The organism is Stappia sp. ICDLI1TA098 (assembly GCF_054880955.1).
The window spans coordinates 184685-202710 of sequence record NZ_JBTZBT010000003.1; the positions used below are offsets into that span (position 1 = coordinate 184685).

Annotated in this window: 18 protein-coding genes; 10 read left to right on the plus strand and 8 right to left on the minus strand. The window is 68.0% G+C overall.

The window, feature by feature from the left end:
- Positions 1–96 precede the first annotated feature (96 nt).
- Positions 97–813: a YggS family pyridoxal phosphate-dependent enzyme gene (locus ACSLUQ_RS15860; protein WP_417771541.1), complete on the plus strand. Its 717-nt coding sequence runs from the start codon at positions 97–99 to the stop codon at positions 811–813.
- Between the two features lie 9 nt (positions 814–822).
- Here ACSLUQ_RS15860 and ACSLUQ_RS15865 read toward each other — a convergent pair whose 3' ends face one another.
- Positions 823–2265 (minus strand): TrkH family potassium uptake protein, encoded by a 1443-nt coding sequence (locus ACSLUQ_RS15865; RefSeq protein WP_417771540.1) that lies wholly within the window; start codon positions 2263–2265, stop codon positions 823–825.
- 562 nt (positions 2266–2827) lie between these two features.
- Between ACSLUQ_RS15865 and ffh the strand changes: the two genes are divergently transcribed.
- The 4 genes from ffh to rimM all read left to right on the plus strand — a co-directional run bounded on the left by ffh (position 2828) and on the right by rimM (position 5777).
- Complete coding sequence (gene ffh, locus ACSLUQ_RS15870; RefSeq protein ID WP_417771539.1) at positions 2828–4333, plus strand: signal recognition particle protein; 1506 nt, start codon at positions 2828–2830, stop codon at positions 4331–4333.
- Entirely contained in the window at positions 4330–4647 is a 318-nt protein-coding gene (locus tag ACSLUQ_RS15875; RefSeq protein WP_417771538.1) for a chorismate mutase, read from the plus strand. Before ffh ends, ACSLUQ_RS15875 begins: the two co-directional genes overlap by 4 nt.
- Before the next feature lie 32 nt (positions 4648–4679).
- Complete coding sequence (gene rpsP / locus ACSLUQ_RS15880; RefSeq protein WP_461809080.1) at positions 4680–5087, plus strand: 30S ribosomal protein S16; 408 nt, start codon at positions 4680–4682, stop codon at positions 5085–5087.
- 150 nt (positions 5088–5237) lie between these two features.
- Positions 5238–5777 carry a ribosome maturation factor RimM gene (gene rimM / locus ACSLUQ_RS15885; protein WP_417771536.1) on the plus strand — a complete coding sequence of 180 codons (540 nt, stop codon included), beginning with the start codon at positions 5238–5240 and terminating at the stop codon, positions 5775–5777.
- Here the strand turns inward: rimM and ACSLUQ_RS15890 are convergent.
- Positions 5735–6214, minus strand: a complete 480-nt coding sequence (locus tag ACSLUQ_RS15890; RefSeq protein ID WP_461809081.1) for a VanZ family protein — start codon at positions 6212–6214, stop codon at positions 5735–5737. The genes rimM and ACSLUQ_RS15890 overlap by 43 nt on opposite strands.
- 104 nt (positions 6215–6318) lie before the next feature.
- Here ACSLUQ_RS15890 and trmD point away from each other — a divergent pair, with 104 nt between their 5' ends.
- Both trmD and rplS read left to right on the plus strand, forming a co-directional pair.
- On the plus strand, positions 6319–7032 hold the full coding sequence (trmD, locus tag ACSLUQ_RS15895) for a tRNA (guanosine(37)-N1)-methyltransferase TrmD (protein ID WP_417771534.1): 714 nt from the start codon (positions 6319–6321) through the stop codon (positions 7030–7032).
- A 330-nt stretch (positions 7033–7362) separates the two neighbouring features.
- On the plus strand, positions 7363–7836 hold the full coding sequence (gene rplS, locus ACSLUQ_RS15900; protein WP_417771533.1) for a 50S ribosomal protein L19: 474 nt from the start codon (positions 7363–7365) through the stop codon (positions 7834–7836).
- Positions 7837–7954: 118 nt separating this feature from the next.
- Here the strand turns inward: rplS and ACSLUQ_RS15905 are convergent, their stop codons facing one another.
- Complete coding sequence (locus tag ACSLUQ_RS15905) at positions 7955–8980, minus strand: cell division protein FtsX (protein ID WP_461809082.1); 1026 nt, start codon at positions 8978–8980, stop codon at positions 7955–7957.
- Positions 8973–9632, minus strand: a complete 660-nt coding sequence (gene ftsE / locus ACSLUQ_RS15910; RefSeq protein WP_417771531.1) for a cell division ATP-binding protein FtsE — start codon at positions 9630–9632, stop codon at positions 8973–8975. Before ftsE ends, ACSLUQ_RS15905 begins: the two co-directional genes overlap by 8 nt.
- A gap of 241 nt (positions 9633–9873) precedes the next feature.
- Here ftsE and ACSLUQ_RS15915 point away from each other — a divergent pair, with 241 nt between their 5' ends.
- From ACSLUQ_RS15915 to ACSLUQ_RS15925, 3 genes are read left to right on the plus strand one after another with little or no spacing between them, the layout of a single operon-like run.
- Complete coding sequence (locus ACSLUQ_RS15915) at positions 9874–10923, plus strand: MJ0042-type zinc finger domain-containing protein (protein ID WP_461809083.1); 1050 nt, start codon at positions 9874–9876, stop codon at positions 10921–10923.
- 2 nt (positions 10924–10925) lie between these two features.
- Positions 10926–11480, plus strand: coding sequence for a hypoxanthine phosphoribosyltransferase (gene hpt / locus ACSLUQ_RS15920; RefSeq protein WP_417771529.1), 555 nt, complete (start codon positions 10926–10928; stop codon positions 11478–11480).
- A 15-nt stretch (positions 11481–11495) separates the two neighbouring features.
- Entirely contained in the window at positions 11496–11909 is a 414-nt protein-coding gene (locus tag ACSLUQ_RS15925) for a response regulator (RefSeq protein ID WP_417771528.1), read from the plus strand.
- 235 nt (positions 11910–12144) lie between these two features.
- Here the strand turns inward: ACSLUQ_RS15925 and ACSLUQ_RS15930 are convergent, their stop codons facing one another.
- The 4 genes from ACSLUQ_RS15930 to argH all read right to left on the minus strand — a co-directional run bounded on the left by ACSLUQ_RS15930 (position 12145) and on the right by argH (position 18000).
- A complete protein-coding gene (locus tag ACSLUQ_RS15930; RefSeq protein WP_461809084.1) occupies positions 12145–14694 on the minus strand; it encodes a TIGR02302 family protein in 2550 nt (849 codons plus the stop codon).
- Positions 14695–14866: 172 nt separating this feature from the next.
- Positions 14867–16141, minus strand: coding sequence for a diaminopimelate decarboxylase (gene lysA, locus ACSLUQ_RS15935; protein WP_417771526.1), 1275 nt, complete (start codon positions 16139–16141; stop codon positions 14867–14869).
- Between the two features lie 51 nt (positions 16142–16192).
- Positions 16193–16405 (minus strand): LPS translocon maturation chaperone LptM, encoded by a 213-nt coding sequence (gene lptM, locus ACSLUQ_RS15940; RefSeq protein WP_461809085.1) that lies wholly within the window; start codon positions 16403–16405, stop codon positions 16193–16195.
- Positions 16406–16602: 197 nt separating this feature from the next.
- Positions 16603–18000 carry an argininosuccinate lyase gene (gene argH, locus ACSLUQ_RS15945; RefSeq protein ID WP_461809086.1) on the minus strand — a complete coding sequence of 466 codons (1398 nt, stop codon included), beginning with the start codon at positions 17998–18000 and terminating at the stop codon, positions 16603–16605.
- Positions 18001–18026: the final 26 nt, after the last annotated feature.

Sequence of the window (18026 nt, forward strand, 5' to 3'; positions counted from 1 at the left end):
CCCGCCCCCTTGCCCCTGCGACCGGGATGGGGGTATCGGGGAAGGTGGAACGGCACGTTCCCTTAGCCCCCGCGCGAACCCTGTCGAGGTCTTCCAATGAACGCGATCCATTCCGCTGACGATCCGAACCGCCCGGCCGCAGACGACGACGCCGTCGCGCATCTGGCGGAGATCCGGGAGGCGCTCGCCACAGCAGAGCGCGAGGCCGGGCGCAGCGCGGGATCGGCGACGCTGATCGCCGTGTCCAAGACCTTCGAACCGGAGGCGATTCGCCCGGTTCTGGCCGCCGGTCAGCGCGTCTTCGGCGAGAACCGCGTCCAGGAAGCGCAGCGCAAGTGGCCGCAGTTGCGCGAGGAGTTCGACGGCGTGGAGCTTCACCTGATCGGCCCGCTCCAATCCAACAAGGCGAAGGAGGCGGTCGCCCTCTTCGACGTGATCCACACGATCGACCGGGAGAAGATCGCCCGCGCGCTGAAGGCCGAATGCGAGGCGCAGGGCCGCAATCCGCGCTTCTTCATCCAGGTGAACACCGGCGAGGAGCCACAGAAGGCAGGCGTCGCGCCGGGCGAGGCGGACGCCTTCATCGCCCTGTGCCGCGACGGGCTCGGCCTCGACATCGCCGGCCTCATGTGCATCCCGCCGGCGGATGAGGTCGCCGCGCCGCATTTCGCGCTGCTGGCGAAGATCGCCGCGCGCAACGGTCTTCAGGGCCTGTCGATGGGCATGTCGGCGGACTTCGAAAGCGCCGTGCAGTTCGGCGCGACGCATGTGCGCGTCGGCTCGGCGATCTTCGGCACCCGTCCGAGGCCGTAAGCCGGCGTCCTAGCGTTCCGACCAGAAATCCGGCGTCAGCAGGATGATGCCGGAGAGGATTTCCAGCCGCCCCAGGATCATCTGGAAGGTCAGCAGCAGCTTGACCACATCGGGAAGCGACTGGAACGTGCCGGCCGGCCCGATGATGTCGCCGACGCCCGGGCCGACATTGGCAAGCGCCGTGATCGAGGCGCTGAGGGCCGTCTGCACATCGAGCCCGGCCACCGCGTAGAACAGCGCGAAAATGGCGAATGTTCCCGCGTAGAGCAGCCCGAACACCAGCACGCCCTCGATGATCGACGGGCTGACGGGCTTGCCGTCGTAGCGCGCCTCGACCACCCGGTGCGGGCTCAGCATGCCTTTCAGCAGCGCGCGGATGAAATTGATCAGCAGCAGCACGCGGAACGCCTTGAAGCCGCCCGAGGTCGAGCCGCTGCATCCGCCGAGGAACGTCAGCAGGAAGAACAGCGCGATCGCCAGATTGCCCCATTGCAGGTAATCGCCGGCGGCGTAGCCCGTTGTCGTGATGATCGACACCACATGAAAGACGGAGAGCGTCAGGTGGTGGAAGGGATCGCCCCTGTCGTGCAGGTGCAGGGCGATGAAGGCGCCGATGCTGAAGGCGGCGACCAGCCCGAGGAAGAAGATCACCTGGCGCGAGTCGCGCACCTCCCGCCGCTCCGCGAGCTTGATCAGAAACAGGAACGGCAGGCTCGACAGCAGCATGAAGACGCTGGAGATCCAGTAGATCGTCAGGCTGTTGAACTGCCCCATGGAGCTGTCCGACGTAGAGAAGCCGCCCGTCGAGACCGTCGACATGGCGTGGTTGATCGCCTGGAACGCCGTCATTCCGGCGAGGTAGTAGAGCAGCGTGCTCGACAGGGTGAGCGTTCCGTAGAGCAGCAGCAGGCGGATCAGGAAGGGCTCGAAACGGCCGTAGGGCTTGGAGTTCGTCTCCGAGGATTCGATGGAAAAGAGCTGCGACCCGCCGACCCGAAGCCCCGGCAGCAGCCAGATGCCGAGCACGACGATGCCGATGCCGCCGATCCATTGCAGCAGCGAGCGCCACAGCAGGATGCCGGGCGGCATGGAATCGAGACCGCTCAGTACCGTCGCGCCGGTCGTCGTCAGGCCCGAGGTCGCCTCGAAAAGCGCATCGATGAAGGAGATCTGCAGCCCGCTCAGCCACAGCGGCAAGGCTCCGGCGATGCCGAAGGTGATCCACGCCGCGTTGACGAAAATCAGCGTCTCGCGGACGGTGAACCGGCTCTGGCCGCGCAGGAACGCGGCCGTCGCCACGCCACCGGTGCAGCCGACGACGAGCGCCGACACGGTGAACACGACCCAGTCCGGATTGCCCGACATGAGATCGGCACCGGCGGGAATTAGCATGAAGAAGGCAATCAGGATCATCAGGCGCCCGATGGGCAGCGCGACGGCTCTCAGGTCCATAACGGGGTTCCCGGATCCCTGCGTCTCGAAGCGAACCGCACCATCTGTGCAAGGCGCGGGCGCTCGTGTGCGAACGACGTTTCCCGACCTCCCCCCGGGCACAAGATACGCGGCGCGCGCTTTATGCCCGTGCGCAACAGGTGCCGGTCACGGTGGCCGCATCATCCGCTTTTCGCGTCCGAATTCAAGCGGAATGCACGCGGTGCCCGACGGCAACCATCGCCGCGCGATGGCGACGGCGGCGGCGGCCGGGTAACCGGGATTGCGATCAGGCGCCGCTTTTTCTTGACTTCACGCGGCGTATGCGCCTATCTCGCACCGAAAATTTCGAAAGATTGTCCAGATTTCGATCCGCCTACCGGGACCCGCGAAGGTCTAAAGAGTTCCCGGAGGTCAACACCCGACAGCGCGATGCGCCCTCGGGTGTCACTTCGCTTTGCGCGATCGGAATGGGCGTCTTTTTCCGAGCGACGGCGGCGGGCCCCGGTCCGGCCAATGTCAGACACCAACGACGCCAGGTCATCGGGGCCGGGCCGACACGACGGGATCCAAGGACCGCGACATGTTCGAAAGTCTGTCCGATCGCCTGAGCGGCATTCTCGACAAGCTGACCCGGCGCGGCGCGCTGTCGGAAGCCGATGTCTCCGAGGCGCTGCGCGAGGTTCGCCGCGCCCTGATCGAGGCCGACGTCGCGCTGCCGATCGTCAAGTCCTTCACCGACAAGGTGCGTTCGCGCGCCGTCGGCCAGGAAGTGCTCAAGTCGGTCACCCCCGGCCAGCAGGTCGTCAAGATCGTCCACGACCAGCTCGTGGAGATGCTGGGCTCGCAGGCCGAGCCGCTCGACCTCAACGCGCCCGCTCCCTTCGCCGTCATGATGGTCGGCCTGCAGGGGTCGGGCAAGACCACCTCCACCGCCAAGATCGCCCTGCGCCTGACGAAGAACGACAAGCGCAAGGTTCTGATGGCCTCGCTCGACACCCGCCGTCCGGCGGCGCAGGAGCAGCTCAAGGTGCTCGGCGAGCAGAACGGCATCGACACGCTGCCGATCGTCGCCGGCCAGAACCCGGTACAGATCGCCAACCGCGCGATGACGGCGGCCCGCCTCGGCGGCTACGACATCGTCATGCTCGACACCGCCGGCCGCACGCACATCGATGAGCCGCTGATGCTCGAGATGGCGGAGATCAAGGCGGCGACGACGCCGCACGAGATCCTGCTCGTCGCCGACAGCCTCACCGGTCAGGACGCGGTCAACCTCGCCACCTCCTTCGACGAGCGCGTCGGCATCACCGGCATCGTGCTCACGCGAATGGACGGCGACGGCCGCGGCGGCGCGGCCCTGTCGATGCGCGCGGTCACCGGCAAGCCGGTCAAGCTCGTCGGCACCGGCGAAAAGTCGGACGCGATGGAGGAATTCCATCCCTCTCGCATCGCCGACCGCATTCTGGGCATGGGCGACATCGTTTCCCTGGTCGAGAAGGCCGCCCGCGAGATCGACCAGGCCGAGAGCGCCCGCATGGCGGCGAAGATGCAAAAGGGCATCTTCGACCTGCAGGACCTCGCCGACCAGCTTCGCCAGATGGAAAAGCTCGGCGGCATGTCGGGGATCATGGGCATGATGCCCGGCGTCGGCAAGATGAAGAAGCAGATGGGCGCGGCCAATCTCGACGACAAGGTGATCAAGCGCCAGGTCGCGATCATCCAGTCGATGACCCCGCGCGAGCGGAGCAAGCCTGAGCTGCTCAAGGCGAGCCGCAAGAAGCGCATCGCCGCCGGCTCCGGCGTCGACGTCGCCGATGTCAACAAGCTGCTCAAGATGCATCGGCAGATGGCCGACATGATGAAGCAGATGGGCAAGGGCAAGGGTCTGCTCGGCAAGATGATGGGCGGCATGGGCATGCCCGGCGGCGGTGCCGGCGGCGGCATGCCCCAGATCGACCCAAAAGAGCTGGAGAAGCTTGCCCAGTCCGGCCAGCTTCCCGGCGGCATGCCCGGCCTTCCCGGCGGCCTCGGCAAGATGCCGGGCCTTGGCGGCCTTCCCGGCTTTGGAGGGGGAAAGAAGAAATGACCGACAGCGCCGAGACCCTGCTCGACACAAAATCCGATGCGCTTGAAGAGCTCCAGCGCCTGCGCGGCTCCATCGACAACATCGATGCGGCCCTCGTGCACATGCTGGCCGAGCGCTTCAAGTGCACCCAGAAGGTGGGCGTCCTCAAGGCCCATTACCAGCTTCCGCCCGCCGATCCGGCGCGCGAGGAAAGGCAGATCGAACGTCTGCGCTCCCTGGCAAGGGACGCCAATCTCGATCCCGACTTCGCGGAGAAGTTCCTGACCTTCATCGTCAAGGAAGTGATCCGCCACCACGAAGCCATGCGCCGCTGATCGGCGTCTTTGATCAAACAGGAGAAACCCAGATGGCCCTCAAGATTCGTCTCGCCCGCGGTGGCGCCAAGAAGCGTCCGTTCTACCGCATCGTCATCGCCGACGTCCGCTCGCCGCGCGACGGCCGCTTCATCGAGAAGGTCGGCGCCTACAACCCGATGCTGCCGAAGGACGACGCCAACCGCGTCCAGCTCGACGTCGAGCGCATCCAGCATTGGATGAGCCACGGTGCCAAGCCGACCGACCGCGTGCTTCGCTTCCTCGACGCCGCCGGCCTGCTGAAGCGCGACGCGCGCAACAACCCGCAGAAGGCCGAGCCGGGCCAGAAGGCCAAGGAGCGCGTCGAGGCGCGCCGCCAGGCCGAGGAAGAGGCCGCAGCGGCCGCCGCCGAGGCCGCCGCAGCACCGGCCGAGGCCGCTGAGGAAGCCGCCGCCGAATAAGGCGGACGCACAGCATCCGCACAAGCGCAGCCCCGGCCGGTCTCACCGGCCGGGTTTGCCGTTTTCAGGGCACAGGGCCACGCGGCCCGCGCGGCCTCCTGGCCAGCGAGCCCGTTCCGTTCCCTATCTCGAAGAAGAAGTGAGACGCCGGTGTCCACCGACCGCATCCTGATCGCCCGCATCGGCGCCGCGCATGGCGTGCGCGGCGAGGTCCGGGTCAAGCCCTTCGGCGACGACCCGCTCTCCTTCGCCGACTATGGACCGCTGGAGACGGCGGACCGCAAGCGCACGCTCGAGGTGGTCGCCGCCCGCGTGCAGAAAACCGTGGTCGTCACCCGTTTCGCCGGCATCGACGACCGCAACGCCGCCGAGGCTCTCAACGGTCTCGACCTCTACGTTCCCCGCTCCGCGCTTCCCGAGCTCGACGACGAGGACGAATTCTATCATGCCGACCTGCTCGGCCTCACGGCGGTGACGCCGGAGGGTGAAACGCTCGGCCGGATTGTCGCCCTGCCCGACTTCGGCGCGGGAACCCTGCTGGAAATCCGCCCGGAGGCGGAAGTCTCCTATTATGTGCCCTTCACCCGCGCCGTGGTGCCCCGGATCGACCTGGCCTCAGGCCGCGTGACCGTGGTCGCGCCGGACGATCACGCTGACGACGAGGAAGACGGCGAGGCGGCGCGCGACTGAGCGGGCTCGGCGGCATGCGGATCCGCGGTCTGGGCGTCGCTCAGCGCGGCCCGCGTCTCGGACCGGATCAGCAGGATCGCCACGACGACGATCGTCACGCCGACCGTGTTGGCCGCGATATCCAGCAGCGAGGCCTCATGGTTCGGCATCAGGCCCTGAAGCCCCTCGCCGACAATGCCCATCGCCATCGCGGCGCCGGCGGAGATCCGCAGCCGGCAGCAGAAGAAGGCATGGATCGCAAGCGTCAGCATGCCGAAGAAGATCAGGTGCTGAACCTTGTCCCAGGGATGGGTGATGCCGGTGTTGAAGACGAGACCGGCGAGCAGCCCGTATCCAAGGAGCACGGCCAGCGGCAGGACCCGCGACAGCGACAGGTCCATGTAATGGCGCTCGACGGCGCGACGGACGAAGCGCGTGAGCGCGAAAATGGACGGCATGGAAGGCTCCCTTGGCAGAGCCGGAGAATACCGGCCGTACCGTTAATCAAAGGTATCGCGACGGCCTGCGGCCCGCGTATCGGGAAGGCCATGAAAGGGTGACCATGGGTTTCGACGCCACCGTGCTGACGCTCTATCCGGAGATGTTTCCCGGCCCGCTCGGCGCATCGCTCAGCGGCCGCGCGCTGGAGCGTGGCGACTGGTCGCTCGCCGCCCGCCAGATCCGCGATCACGCGCACGACCGGCACCGCTCGGTCGACGACACCCCGGCCGGCGGCGGTGCCGGCATGGTGCTGCGCGCCGACATCCTCGCCGCCGCCATCGACGCGGAAAGTGCCGCCGACGATCCCCGTCCGCGCCTGCTGATGAGCCCGCGCGGCAAGCCGCTCGACCAGGCCCGCGTGCGCGCGCTCGCGTCAGGACCGGGCGCCGTCATCGTCTGCGGCCGGTTCGAGGGCGTCGACCAGCGCGTCATCGAGGCGCGCCGGCTGGAGGAAGTCTCCATCGGCGACTACATCCTCTCCGGCGGCGAGATCGCCGCCATGGTGCTGCTCGACGCCATCGTCCGGCTTCTGCCCGGCGTCATGGGCAATGCCGAGAGCGGCACGCACGAGAGCTTCGAGACCGGCCTGCTCGAGCACCCCCATTACACCCGCCCGCGCGACTTCGAGGGGCGCGGCATTCCCGAGATCCTGACCTCGGGCGACCATGCCCGCATCGACGCCTGGCGCCGCCAGCAGGCCGAGGAGCTCACCCGCGAGCGCCGGCCCGACCTGTGGGCGGCGCATCAGGCCCGCGCGCACGCGCCGAAGCGCTGAAATCCGCGCCTTTCCGGCAAAAAGGGCATGACAAGCGCGCCCGTTTGCGATAGAGAGCGCACCACTCGGGTGCCGTTTGGTGCCGCGTGCCGTTTTTCCTGTGCAAGGAGTGATCGTCGAGATCCCCTCCCTGGACCGGAAGGGAGTGTCGAGACCTCGCCGCAAGGCTGATGGCCCGGCCGACCCGCAGCCCGGCGCGCGCGACAAGCGACAGACCGGAACTGATTTCGCTCCCGGACACGATCCGGATTGGCCAAAACACGGTGAATTCGCCCCCGCGGCTTGATCGCAGGCGGGCGCTCTGACCGCTCAAAAGCAGAAGGCAGTGCCATGAACATCATCGAGCAAATCAACGCCGAGGAAATGGCGAAGATCGAAGGCGCACGCAAGCTCCCTCCGTTTTCCCCGGGCGACACGATCCGCGTCAACGTGCGCGTGACGGAAGGCACCCGTACCCGTACGCAGGCCTATGAAGGCGTCTGCATCGCGCGTTCGGGCGGCGGCATCAACGAGAGCTTCACCGTCCGCAAGATCTCCTACGGCGAAGGCGTGGAGCGCGTGTTCCCGATCTTCTCGCCGATGCTCGAGGGCGTCGAGGTCGTGCGTCGCGGCAAGGTGCGTCGCGCCAAGCTCTATTACCTGCGCGGTCGCCGCGGCAAGTCGGCCCGTATCGTCGAGGCCACCAACACGCGCGCCCGTCGCCTGAACGACGACATGAAGGCCGAGCTCGCCTCCGCCAAGGCCGCCAAGGAGGCCGAGGCCGCCGCTGCCAAGGCCGCCGCTGCCGAAGCCGCTTCGGAATAAGCCGCAAGGCGCTTCTCCGGAACCTTCCGGAAAGCAGAAATCGCAAAGCCCCCCGCCTCTGCCGAGGCGGGGGGCTTTTTTGTTTCCCTCGAAGTTTCACGAAGACCGGCGGGCGCGCTCAGTCCAGCCGGGCGAGATGGGTGCGCACCGCAATCCGCGAGGTTGCCGCCGTCAGAACCGTGACGAGGAAGATGATGGCCAGCACCCCGAGATAGCCCGCGACCCCGACCGAGAGGTCGCCGAACAGGCCCACGGCCTGGGAGACGCCGGCCGAGGTGGCCCCGTCCTCGGACACGAGACCGAGCACCAGGAACACCAGGCAGGCGGCAAACCCGCCGGCGACGCCGCCGCGCAGGCCGAGCAGCAGAAAGTGCCGCTGGAACTCGCGTGCGATGAAATTGTCCTCAGCGCCAACGAAATGCAGCACCTCGACCACGTCGCGGTTTCCCGCCATGGCCGCGCGCGTCGCGAAGACGACGGAAAGAACCATCGAGGCCAGCACCAGCACCAGGATCGCCACGCCGCCGGCGACGACCGCATTCGCCATGGCCGCGAGGCGGTCGGTCCACAGGGCGTGATCGTCGACGCTGGCGCCGCGCACGTCGGCGGCGACCGCCTGGCGCAGGGCGGCCAGGTCGAAGGCCCGTCCATCGTCGATCTGCACCTGGATCAGGCGCGGCACCGGCAGGCTCTCCAGATCGAGCCCGGAGCCGAGCCAGGGCTGCAGAAGGTCGCGCGTCTCGCCATCGGACAGGGCGTGAACGCCGCCGACGCCCGGCTGCGCCTTGGCCGCGGCGATGGCCTTCTCGATCTCGCGCAGCATGTCGACGCCCTCGGCCGGGCGGATCTGGATCGTCACCTCGCGAAGCAGGTCGTTCGACCAGGCGTTGGCGGCATCGTTGACGACGGTCACCGCGCCAATCGTCAGGCAGGCGAGGAAACTCATGATCGCGACCACAAGGGTCAGCGCCCGTCCGGCGACCGCCTGCGGCGGCACGATCTGCGCCGGCGCGCGCAGCGCCTCGGACTTGGCGCGGGGCTTGCGCCGGCGCACCCCGGCGCGCGGCAGCGTGCCGCGGCGGCCCTGGCCGGACCGCTCCGGGTGCTCGTCCTTGCGCGTCGGCGGGGGGATCTCGTCAGTCATTGATCTGCAGCCGTCCTTCGCGCAGTTCCAGCCGGCGGGCCGACACCTGTTCCATCAAGGCAAGGTCGTGAGTGGCGATGACAACGGAGGTGCCCAACCGGTTAAGCTCGATGAACAACCGGAGCAGGCGGCGGGCCAGCGGCGGATCGACGTTGCCGGTCGGCTCGTCCGCAAGCAGCACCTCGGGCCGGGTGATGAGCGCGCGGGCGATCGCCGCGCGCTGCTTCTCGCCGCCCGAAAGCACCGGTGGCAGCACGTGCATGCGCTCGCCCAGGCCCACCCACTTCAACAGCTCGACCACATCTCCGCGATATTGCCCCTCCTCCTGTCCGAGCACGCGCAGCGGCAGCGCGACATTCTCGTAGGTGGTGAGATGGTCGAGCAGGCGGAAGTCCTGGAAGACGATGCCGATGCGCCGCCGCAGAGCCGGAAGCTGGCTCTTCTGCAGCGCCGAGGTCTCCTTGTCGAAGGCCGTGATGAGACCGCGCGTCGGGCGCAGCGACAGGAACAGAAGCCGCATCAGACTGGTCTTGCCGGCGCCGGAAGGACCGGTCAGGAACTGGAACGACTGCGGCGTGATGTCGAAACTCAGGTCCCGCAGGACTTCCGGCCCCATGCCGTAGCGCAGGCCAACATTCTCGAAACGGATCACGGCAACCTCTCGATGGCGGATCGGGCGACGCTATCGCGGCGCGATTAACGCTTCATTAACGATATGCGGGCGTCATGGTGACATGTCGGCGAACGCCGCGTGGCGTGGCCCGCGCGGCGGCGTGCCTGTCGCCGTTTGCGGTGTGTTTACGGTCCATAGGCAGAATGTAGCGGATCGTCGGGGCATTGGAAGGCGAAGTCCCGGCCTCCCGCTTTGTGGATGATACGAGGCCGTTTCCACAATGAAGATCACCTGCCCCGACTGCGCAACCTCCTACAGGGTGAGCGACATGCTCATCGGACCCGAAGGGCGCAACGTGAAATGCGCGCGCTGCGGTGCGCGCTGGACCGCGCACGAGGAGGACGACACCGCGTCCATCGAGACGGATCTGCCGGCAACGGCAAGCGACGCGCGCGTTCCGGAGATGGCCGAGGCGATGGCGAGCGCCGCGGCAAAAGGTCCCTCCGCCGACGATCCACTCTCAAGCGACGATGACGACGACGGCGTGTCGGACGACGACTGGGGTGCGGCCATGGCAGAGGCCGCGCCAGCCGACACCGACACTTTCGACATCGACAGCGACACGCAGGAAAACGGCACGCCTGGCGGCGATGATGCCACGTTCGACAGCGGCGACGCCCTCATGAGCGTCGACTTCGATGCGGATGGCGGTCCGGGTGATGGCGCGAATGTCTCCGATGGCGACGACGACGACGGGAACAAGCCGGTCGACATCGAGACCCTTGCCCGCCGCCCCAAGATCCAGCACAGGCCACGTGAGGACGAGCCGGCGCTGCGCCGCCTGGCGAAGGGCGCCGTTGCCCGCGCCCGCCACGTCCACCCACGGCGGGTGGTTGGCGCCGGCATCCTCATCGCCGCGCTGTCGCTGTTCGCACTGGCCGTCGTGCTGCGCACGCCGATCGTCGCGCGGTTCCCCGACCTCGCCGGCCTCTACGCGCTCGCCGGCTTCGAGGTCAATCTGCGCGGCCTCGAGTTCCGCGATCTCAGGACGTTCCGCGAGCTCGACAATGGCGCGATCGTCCTCGTCATCGAGGGCACCGTGGCCAACGTCACGGACAAGGACGTCTATGTTCCCGCCGTCCGCTTCGCACTGCGCAGCGAAGACGCGCAGGAGATCTACGCCTGGGTGGTCGAGCCCCGCGCACGCCGCCTCGACAAGGGCGAAACCACCCGTATCAGAACCCGCCTCGCCTCCCCGCCGGACCTCGCGGCCGGCATCCTGGTCCGCTTCGTGGACCGCGGGCGAGCCCAGAACGCAAAACTCAGGTAGCAATGAACGCAGGACCGGATATCCGCACGCTCTTCGACGAGAAGGCCATCGCCACCCGCGTCGAAGCCATCGCCGACCAGATCGCCGCCACCCGGCCGGACCGGCTTCTCGTCGTCGCCGTGCTGAAGGGCAGCTTCATGTTCGCCGCCGACCTCGTGCGGGCCATGCACCGGGTCGGGCTCGAGCCGGAAATGGAGTTCATCCACCTGTCGAGTTACGGGGCGGGAACCGAGTCAAGGGAAATTCGCGTCCTGCGCGACGTGGAGAGCGATGTCGCCGGTCGGGATGTGATTCTCGTGGATGACATCCTGGAAAGTGGAAGAACGTTAGCATTTGCACGGGACCGACTCACCGAACGGGGCGCAAGATCCGTTCGGGTCGCGGCGCTGCTCGACAAACCCATGCGCCGCAAATCCGCCATTTCTGCGGATTATCTCGGATTCGAGTGTCCGGATCGATTCGTTGTCGGATACGGGATGGATATGGGCCACAAGTGGCGCCAACTTCCCTTTATCGGCTACGTCGTCCAGGGCGACGAACCTGACGCGGACGCTTGAGAACCGGAGAGGGACATGGCTCACATTCTGATTGCCGAGGACGACGAAGCCGTTCGCAGCTTCGTGAAGCGCGCGCTGGAGCTGGACGGTCACTCCGTCGTCGCCCATGAGGACGGGGCTGCGGCGGCCGACGAGCTGACACGCGAGAAAGGTCGGTTCGACCTGATCCTCTCCGACATCAAGATGCCGGTCATGGACGGCATTGCCTTCGCGCTGATCGCCGCCCGCGACTATCCGCAGATCCCGATCCTGCTGATGACCGGCTTCGCCGACCAGCGCGAACGCGCCAACGGACTGGATGCGCTCATCCACGACGTGGTGACCAAGCCCTTCTCGCTCGCCGAGATCCGCCGGGCGGTTTCCGATGCACTGCAGGGCATCCTGCGCGAGGAAAGCCTCAGCACCGGCGCCATCCGCCGCTACGCCTGACGGCCGCAAGGCCCCAGGGCCGGGACCGGGGGGACAAGACAGGAATTGCGGGCAGGCGCCCCTCTCCGCGCCGCCCGGGCCCCTGTCTTTCCGTCTCTCGCACGTCTTGCCAGCATGCCGACACGACAAGGCCGCCACAGCACAAGCTGCGGCGGCCTTGTCGTTTGCGCTGTCTTCGCGAGGCCCCCTGGGCTTCAGCGAAAATCAAGCGTGAACGCTCCCCGCCGGTGCCGGATCAGTAGCGCCGAAGCAAGCGCTCCAGATAGTCGAGCTCCAGCGGCGGCCGCCCGGGATCGGAGAAGCGGCGCCGCAGCTCCTCCAGAATGCGGCGCGCGCGCTGCACGTCGATCTCGTCGGGAACCTTCACCCGGTCGCCGAAGTCGGGACCGTCGGTGCGACGCGGCCGGCCGAGCGGATCCTCGTCCCTCGGACCGCCCGGACGCCCGGCCATGCCCTGTCCCTGGCCGAGCATCTGCTCGGCAAGACCCTGCGCGCCCTGCCGGAGCGCGTCGAGGGCATTGCCCTGCTGGCCGACGGCATCGCCGGTCTGCCCCTTGCCGAGACTGTCTCGGGCATTGCCCATTTCCTCGCCCGCCCGGCCGAGCGGCTCATTCTGCGTCATGCCGTTCTGGGCCATCTGGTCGAGCAGTTTCTGCAGCTGCTCGCCAAGCTCGCCCTGTCCCTGCTGGAGCTGCTTGAGCGCCTCTGCCAGCTCCTCGGGCGACATCTGCCCGTCGCCGCCCTGCTGGGCCTGATCCTCGCCGTCCTGCCCCTGCCCCAGCCGCTGTTCGCCCTCGCGCTCGCCGTTCTGGCGGTCGGCGCGGCTGGTCTCGTCCATGAGCTGCTGCTGGCGCTGGATCATCTCGCCCAGCTGATTGAGCGCCTCCATCATCTCCTGGCTCATGCCTTCCGGCATCCGCTGCGGCCGGCCGGCCTGCAGGTTCTCGAGCATCTGCTGCATCTGCGCCAGAAGCTCGCGCGCCGCGTCGCGCGAGCCGGTGCGCGCCAGCTCCTCGATCTTGTCGAGCATGTTCTGCAGGTCCTGCGGACGCATAGTGCGCGCGTTCGGATCCATCGGCTGCATGGCCTGCGGCGACTGCTGGCGCATCTGCTCGGCGAGCGCCTGGAGATAATCCTTGAGCGCCTCGCGCAGCTCCTGCGTCAGGCGGGCGATCTCTTCCTCCGGAGCGCCTTCTTCCAACGCCTTGCGAAGAGCCTCCTGCGCGTCGCGCAGCGCCTTTTCGGCAACGGACAGATCGCCGTCCTCGATGGTCAGCGCAAGCTCCCACATCAGGTCGACCAGCTCGCGCAGGGAGTCGTCGGTCCGCGCCCTGACCAGCAGGCCGCGCACGAACTTCATGCCGAGATAAGTCTTGGCACCGTCGTCGAACACTTCGGGCGCCAGCATCAGCGCATCGAAGGCGTCCACCACCCGCACCTGCGCATTGGCATCGAGGGCGAGATTCCGTCGCTGTTCGACGACCGCCCGCGCCAGCGGCTTGGCGAAGCGGCGCTGCGGCAGGGTGAAGCGATGTGGAGGCGACTGGCCGGTCTGGCCGGCGTGGTCGCGCGCATTGAGCAGGATCTCGACTTCGGACCCGGCGAACGGGTGGCTCGTCAGGTCGCGGATGGTCTCGCCCGTACCCGAATGCCGCTCGCCGGCCGGCAGAGACAGGGGAAAGGCCGGTGCCTCGACCAGCGGCCGGGGGCGTGTCGTGCTGTCAGGCACGCGCGGCCGCACCGGGCTGATCTCCGCATCCGCCGCCACGATGCCGTTGTCGTCCTCGGCAAGATAGGTGAACTTGACCGCGCCGCTGAGCTGCTCCTCCGGGTCGTTGAGAAGACGGATCGTCGGCGCTTCGTCCGGTTCGACAGCGATCTGCCAGGTCTCCACGACCTTGCCGCCATCGCGGATCTCGAGATCCGCCGATGCCTCGAGCCGCTCGGCAAAGCGCAGGGCTCCCACGGCATCGCCCGGTTCCGCGGCAAGCGCGCTGCGCGCGCCGCCAGCGACCGCCGCCGCCGTCACCAGCGCCACCTCGACATCGGGTGCGCCAAGCGCACGCACGGTGAGTTCGCTGCCCTCCGGCACGCTGATCGCCCCGGTCCGGTCGCGCAGCGAGGCGGTCGCGCCGGTCAAGAACACCGGAGCGCGGCCGGTATAGGCTGGCGGCGTGATCCAGGCATCGATGCGCAAGGGGGCAGCCGGCACGGCCGCGCCGGCCATGCCCAGCGGTGACAGCCGCTGCCAGCGCTCGCCCTCGGCGACGAAGAAGCCGACAAGCAGCAGCATCGCCGCGACCGCGCGAAGCCCCCAGGGATCGCCGCGAAAGGCCTGCGGCTCTGGAAGTCCGGCGCGCAGCCCGGCAAGCGCCGCGCGCGCCCGGCGCCGATGGAGCTGCCAGAGCGCCTGTGTTTCCGGCGTTGCCTCGGTGGAAAAAAGCCGATCGTCGAGCGCCGTCAGCGGATGATGCGAGAGCCCGGAAGCGCGTTCGACCCGGGAAAGCCCCTCCGCCCGCGCCGGCCAGCGAACGCGCGCCATCGGACGGGCCAGCCAGACGGCGGCCGCGATAAAGGCAAGCGTTGCGGGAAGCGAGAGCCAGACGGGAAGAAACGACCAGAGGCCGACCCAGCCAAGGCCGACGTAGAGCGCCACGACGATGGCGACATTGTGCAGCGGCGGCCAGACCCGCTCCCACCATAGCGCCGCGCGCGCGCGGGCAACGGCCCACGCGATGCGATGCGTCGTCGTGTCGTCAGCTGGGGCGTTTCTCGCCTCGTTCACCTGGCATGCCTCCGCGACCGAACCCGTTCGACCAGACTTCAGCCCCCGCCCGCATGCGCCCTTCCGCGCCAAACGCGCGAAAGGCCGGCCGGCCTCACCCCAGACTAGGGTGGTCCGTTTGCGGACGTTTGGCAAGGCTTGGCCGCCTGCCGGAGCTCACATCCGCGTGGCTTCAGGCCTTGTCGAGCCAGTCGGGAAGCCGGTCGGCACCGATCACGTCCTCATAGGTCGGACGCGGGCGCACCACCGCGAAACGGTCGCCGTTGACAAGCACTTCCGGCACCAGCAGGCGGGTGTTGTAGGTCGACGCCTGCACCGCGCCATAGGCGCCGGCGGAAAACACCGCAAGAAGGTCGCCGGCCGCGACCGCCGCCATCTCCCGGTCCTGGCCGAGGTAGTCGCCGGTCTCGCAGACCGGGCCGACGATGTCGGCGCGAATGCGGGTTTCGCCGACACCGCCGCGAACCACCGGGCGGATCTCGTGATAGGCCTCGTAGAGTGTCGGGCGGATCAGGTCGTTCATCGCCCCGTCGACGATGACGAACTTCTTCTCCGCCCCGTCCTTCACGTAGACGACCCGGGTGACCAGGATGCCGGCGTTTCCGGCGATCATCCGGCCCGGCTCGAAGATCACCTTGCAGTCGAGATGCGCGACATGCCGGCGGACGACCGCGGCATAAGCCTCCGGATGCGGGGGCGGCTCATTGTTGTCGCGGTAGGGAATGCCGAGACCGCCGCCAAGGTCGACGTGATCGATCGCGTGACCGTCGGCGCGCAGCTCGCCAATCAGCGTGCCAAGGCGCGAGAAGGCCGCGTCGAAGGGCTCGAGCTCGGTGATCTGGGACCCGATGTGCATGTCGATGCCCGAGACCTCGATGCCGGGAAGCTGTGCCGCCTCGGCATAGACCTCGCGCGCCCGGCCCCAGGGGATGCCGAACTTGTTCTCCGCCTTGCCGGTCGCGATCTTTGCATGGGTGCGGGCGTCCACATCCGGGTTGATGCGCACCGAAACCCGTGCCGTCTTGCCCTTCTCGCTGGCGACCCGGGAAAGCTGCACCAGCTCCGGCTCGCTCTCCACGTTGAAGCACAGGATGTCCTCGTCGAGGGCGAAGGCCTGCTCGGCCTCCGTCTTGCCGACACCGGAGAACATGATCCGGCTGCCAGGCACGCCGGCGGCGCGCGCCCGCCGCAGCTCCCCCTCCGACACCACGTCCATGCCCGCCCCCAGGCGCGCCAGCGTGGTCAGCACGGCCTGGTTCGAGTTGGCCTTCATGGCGTAGCAGACAAGCGAGGGAATGCCCGCGAACGCCTCGCTGAACACCCGGTAATGGCGCTCCAGCGTGGCCGTCGAATAGCAGTAGAACGGCGTGCCGACTTCCGCGGCGATCCGCTCGACCGGCACGTCCTCGGCGAGGAGGCGGTCGTTCACATAGGCGAAATGATGCAAGGGACCTGTCCTGTCCGTGCCCCGCGTCACGGCCGTGACGGCCGTCCGGGATCAGATAATGGCGTCGAGAATGAAATCGCGCTGCGGTTTGGCCGGGCGCTCGACCGCGGGAGCCGGGTTCGCGACGTCGCCGGCAACCGCCGGGTCGACCGTTCCCGGCCTCTCGAGACCGCCGCGACGCCCGCACCCGGCAACTGTCATCGCCAGCAGCGCCGCGACCAGGACACCGGTTCGCAACAGAGGGGAATAGCCACCCTTCGCCATGATCCGCGCAACTCCTTCACGCGCCATTCGTCACGGGCGCGGTTGTTCAGGGCTTCCCCGTGCAGGGGCGATCATCCACGGACGACCGCTGCTCGGGAGCAAGGCCGGCGACCTTCGCTTCGTCGGCACGAAGCGAAGGTCGCCGGCCTCGTTTCCTCGCATGCGGCGGGGCCGGCCGCAACCCTTTCAAGCCAGGCTCAGCCGCGCGCGGCGTCGCGCTCCAGCGCCTTCAGCCAGCGCCGAGCCTGCTTGCGCACGTTGACCGGCGACGTGCCGCCGTAGCTGGTGCGCGAACGCACCGACTTGTCGACCGACAGCACCGAGAAGATGTCGTCCGTGATGCGCGGCTCGATCTCCTGCAGCGCCTCGAGCGGCAGCTTGTGAAGCGCCACGCCCTTTTCCACGGCAAGCGCGACGGCGCGGCCGGTGACGTGATGGGCCTCGCGGAACGGCATGCCGACGACACGCACCAGCCAGTCGGCCAGATCCGTCGCCGTCGAATAGCCTGAGCCGGCCGCCGCCTTCATCGCCTTGGTGTTGGGCGTCAGGTCGCGAACCATGCCGGTCATGGCGGCAAGCGCCAGCGACAGGCTCGGCAGGCCGTCGAACGCCTGCTCCTTGTCTTCCTGCATGTCCTTGGAATAGGCCAGCGGCAGACCCTTCATCATCACCAGAAGCGCGGTCAGCGAGCCGTAGATGCGGCCCGTCTTGGCGCGCACCAGCTCGGCCGCGTCCGGGTTCTTCTTCTGCGGCATGATCGAGGAGCCGGTCGAGAAGCGGTCGGACAGGGTGACGAAGCCGAACTGCGCCGAGCACCAGATGACGATCTCTTCCGCCAACCGCGACAGGTGCATGGAGGCGATCGAGGCGGCGGAAAGCGCCTCGATGACAAAGTCGCGGTCGGAGACGGCATCGAGCGAGTTGGCGGTCGGCCGGTCGAAACCGAGTGCCGCCGCCGTCATCTCCCGGTCGATCGGGAACGAGGTTCCCGCCAGCGCGGCGGCGCCGAGCGGGCATTCGTTCATGCGCACCCGGGCATCGCGCACGCGCGAGCGATCACGGGCGAACATTTCCACATAGGCCATCAGGTGATGGCCGAAGGTCACAGGCTGCGCCGACTGGAGATGGGTGAAGCCCGGCATGACGTCGCCGGCGTGCTCCTCGGCCCGCTCGGCCAGAGCGCGGATCAGGTCGGTGAACTGGGCATCGAGCGTGTCGAGCGTGTCGCGCACCCACATGCGGAAGTCGGTCGCCACCTGGTCGTTGCGCGAGCGGGCCGTGTGCAGCCGGCCGGCGGCCGGGCCGATCAGCTCCGCCAGCCGCGACTCCACATTCATGTGGATGTCCTCGAGCGCGCGCGAAAACGTGAAGGTGCCCCCCTCGATTTCGCCTCGGATCGTGTCGAGACCCTCTGCTATCTTCGCCGCGTCTTCGGCAGCGACAATCTCACGCGCCGCCAGCATGCGGACATGGGCCTTCGAACCCTCTATATCCTGGCTGTAGAGCTTGCGGTCGTAGTCGATGGAGGCGTTGATCTCCTCCATGATGGCGTCGGGTCCTTCGGCGAACCGGCCTCCCCACATACGATTGCTCATGAACGTGCCCCTCTGGCGCCTCAAAC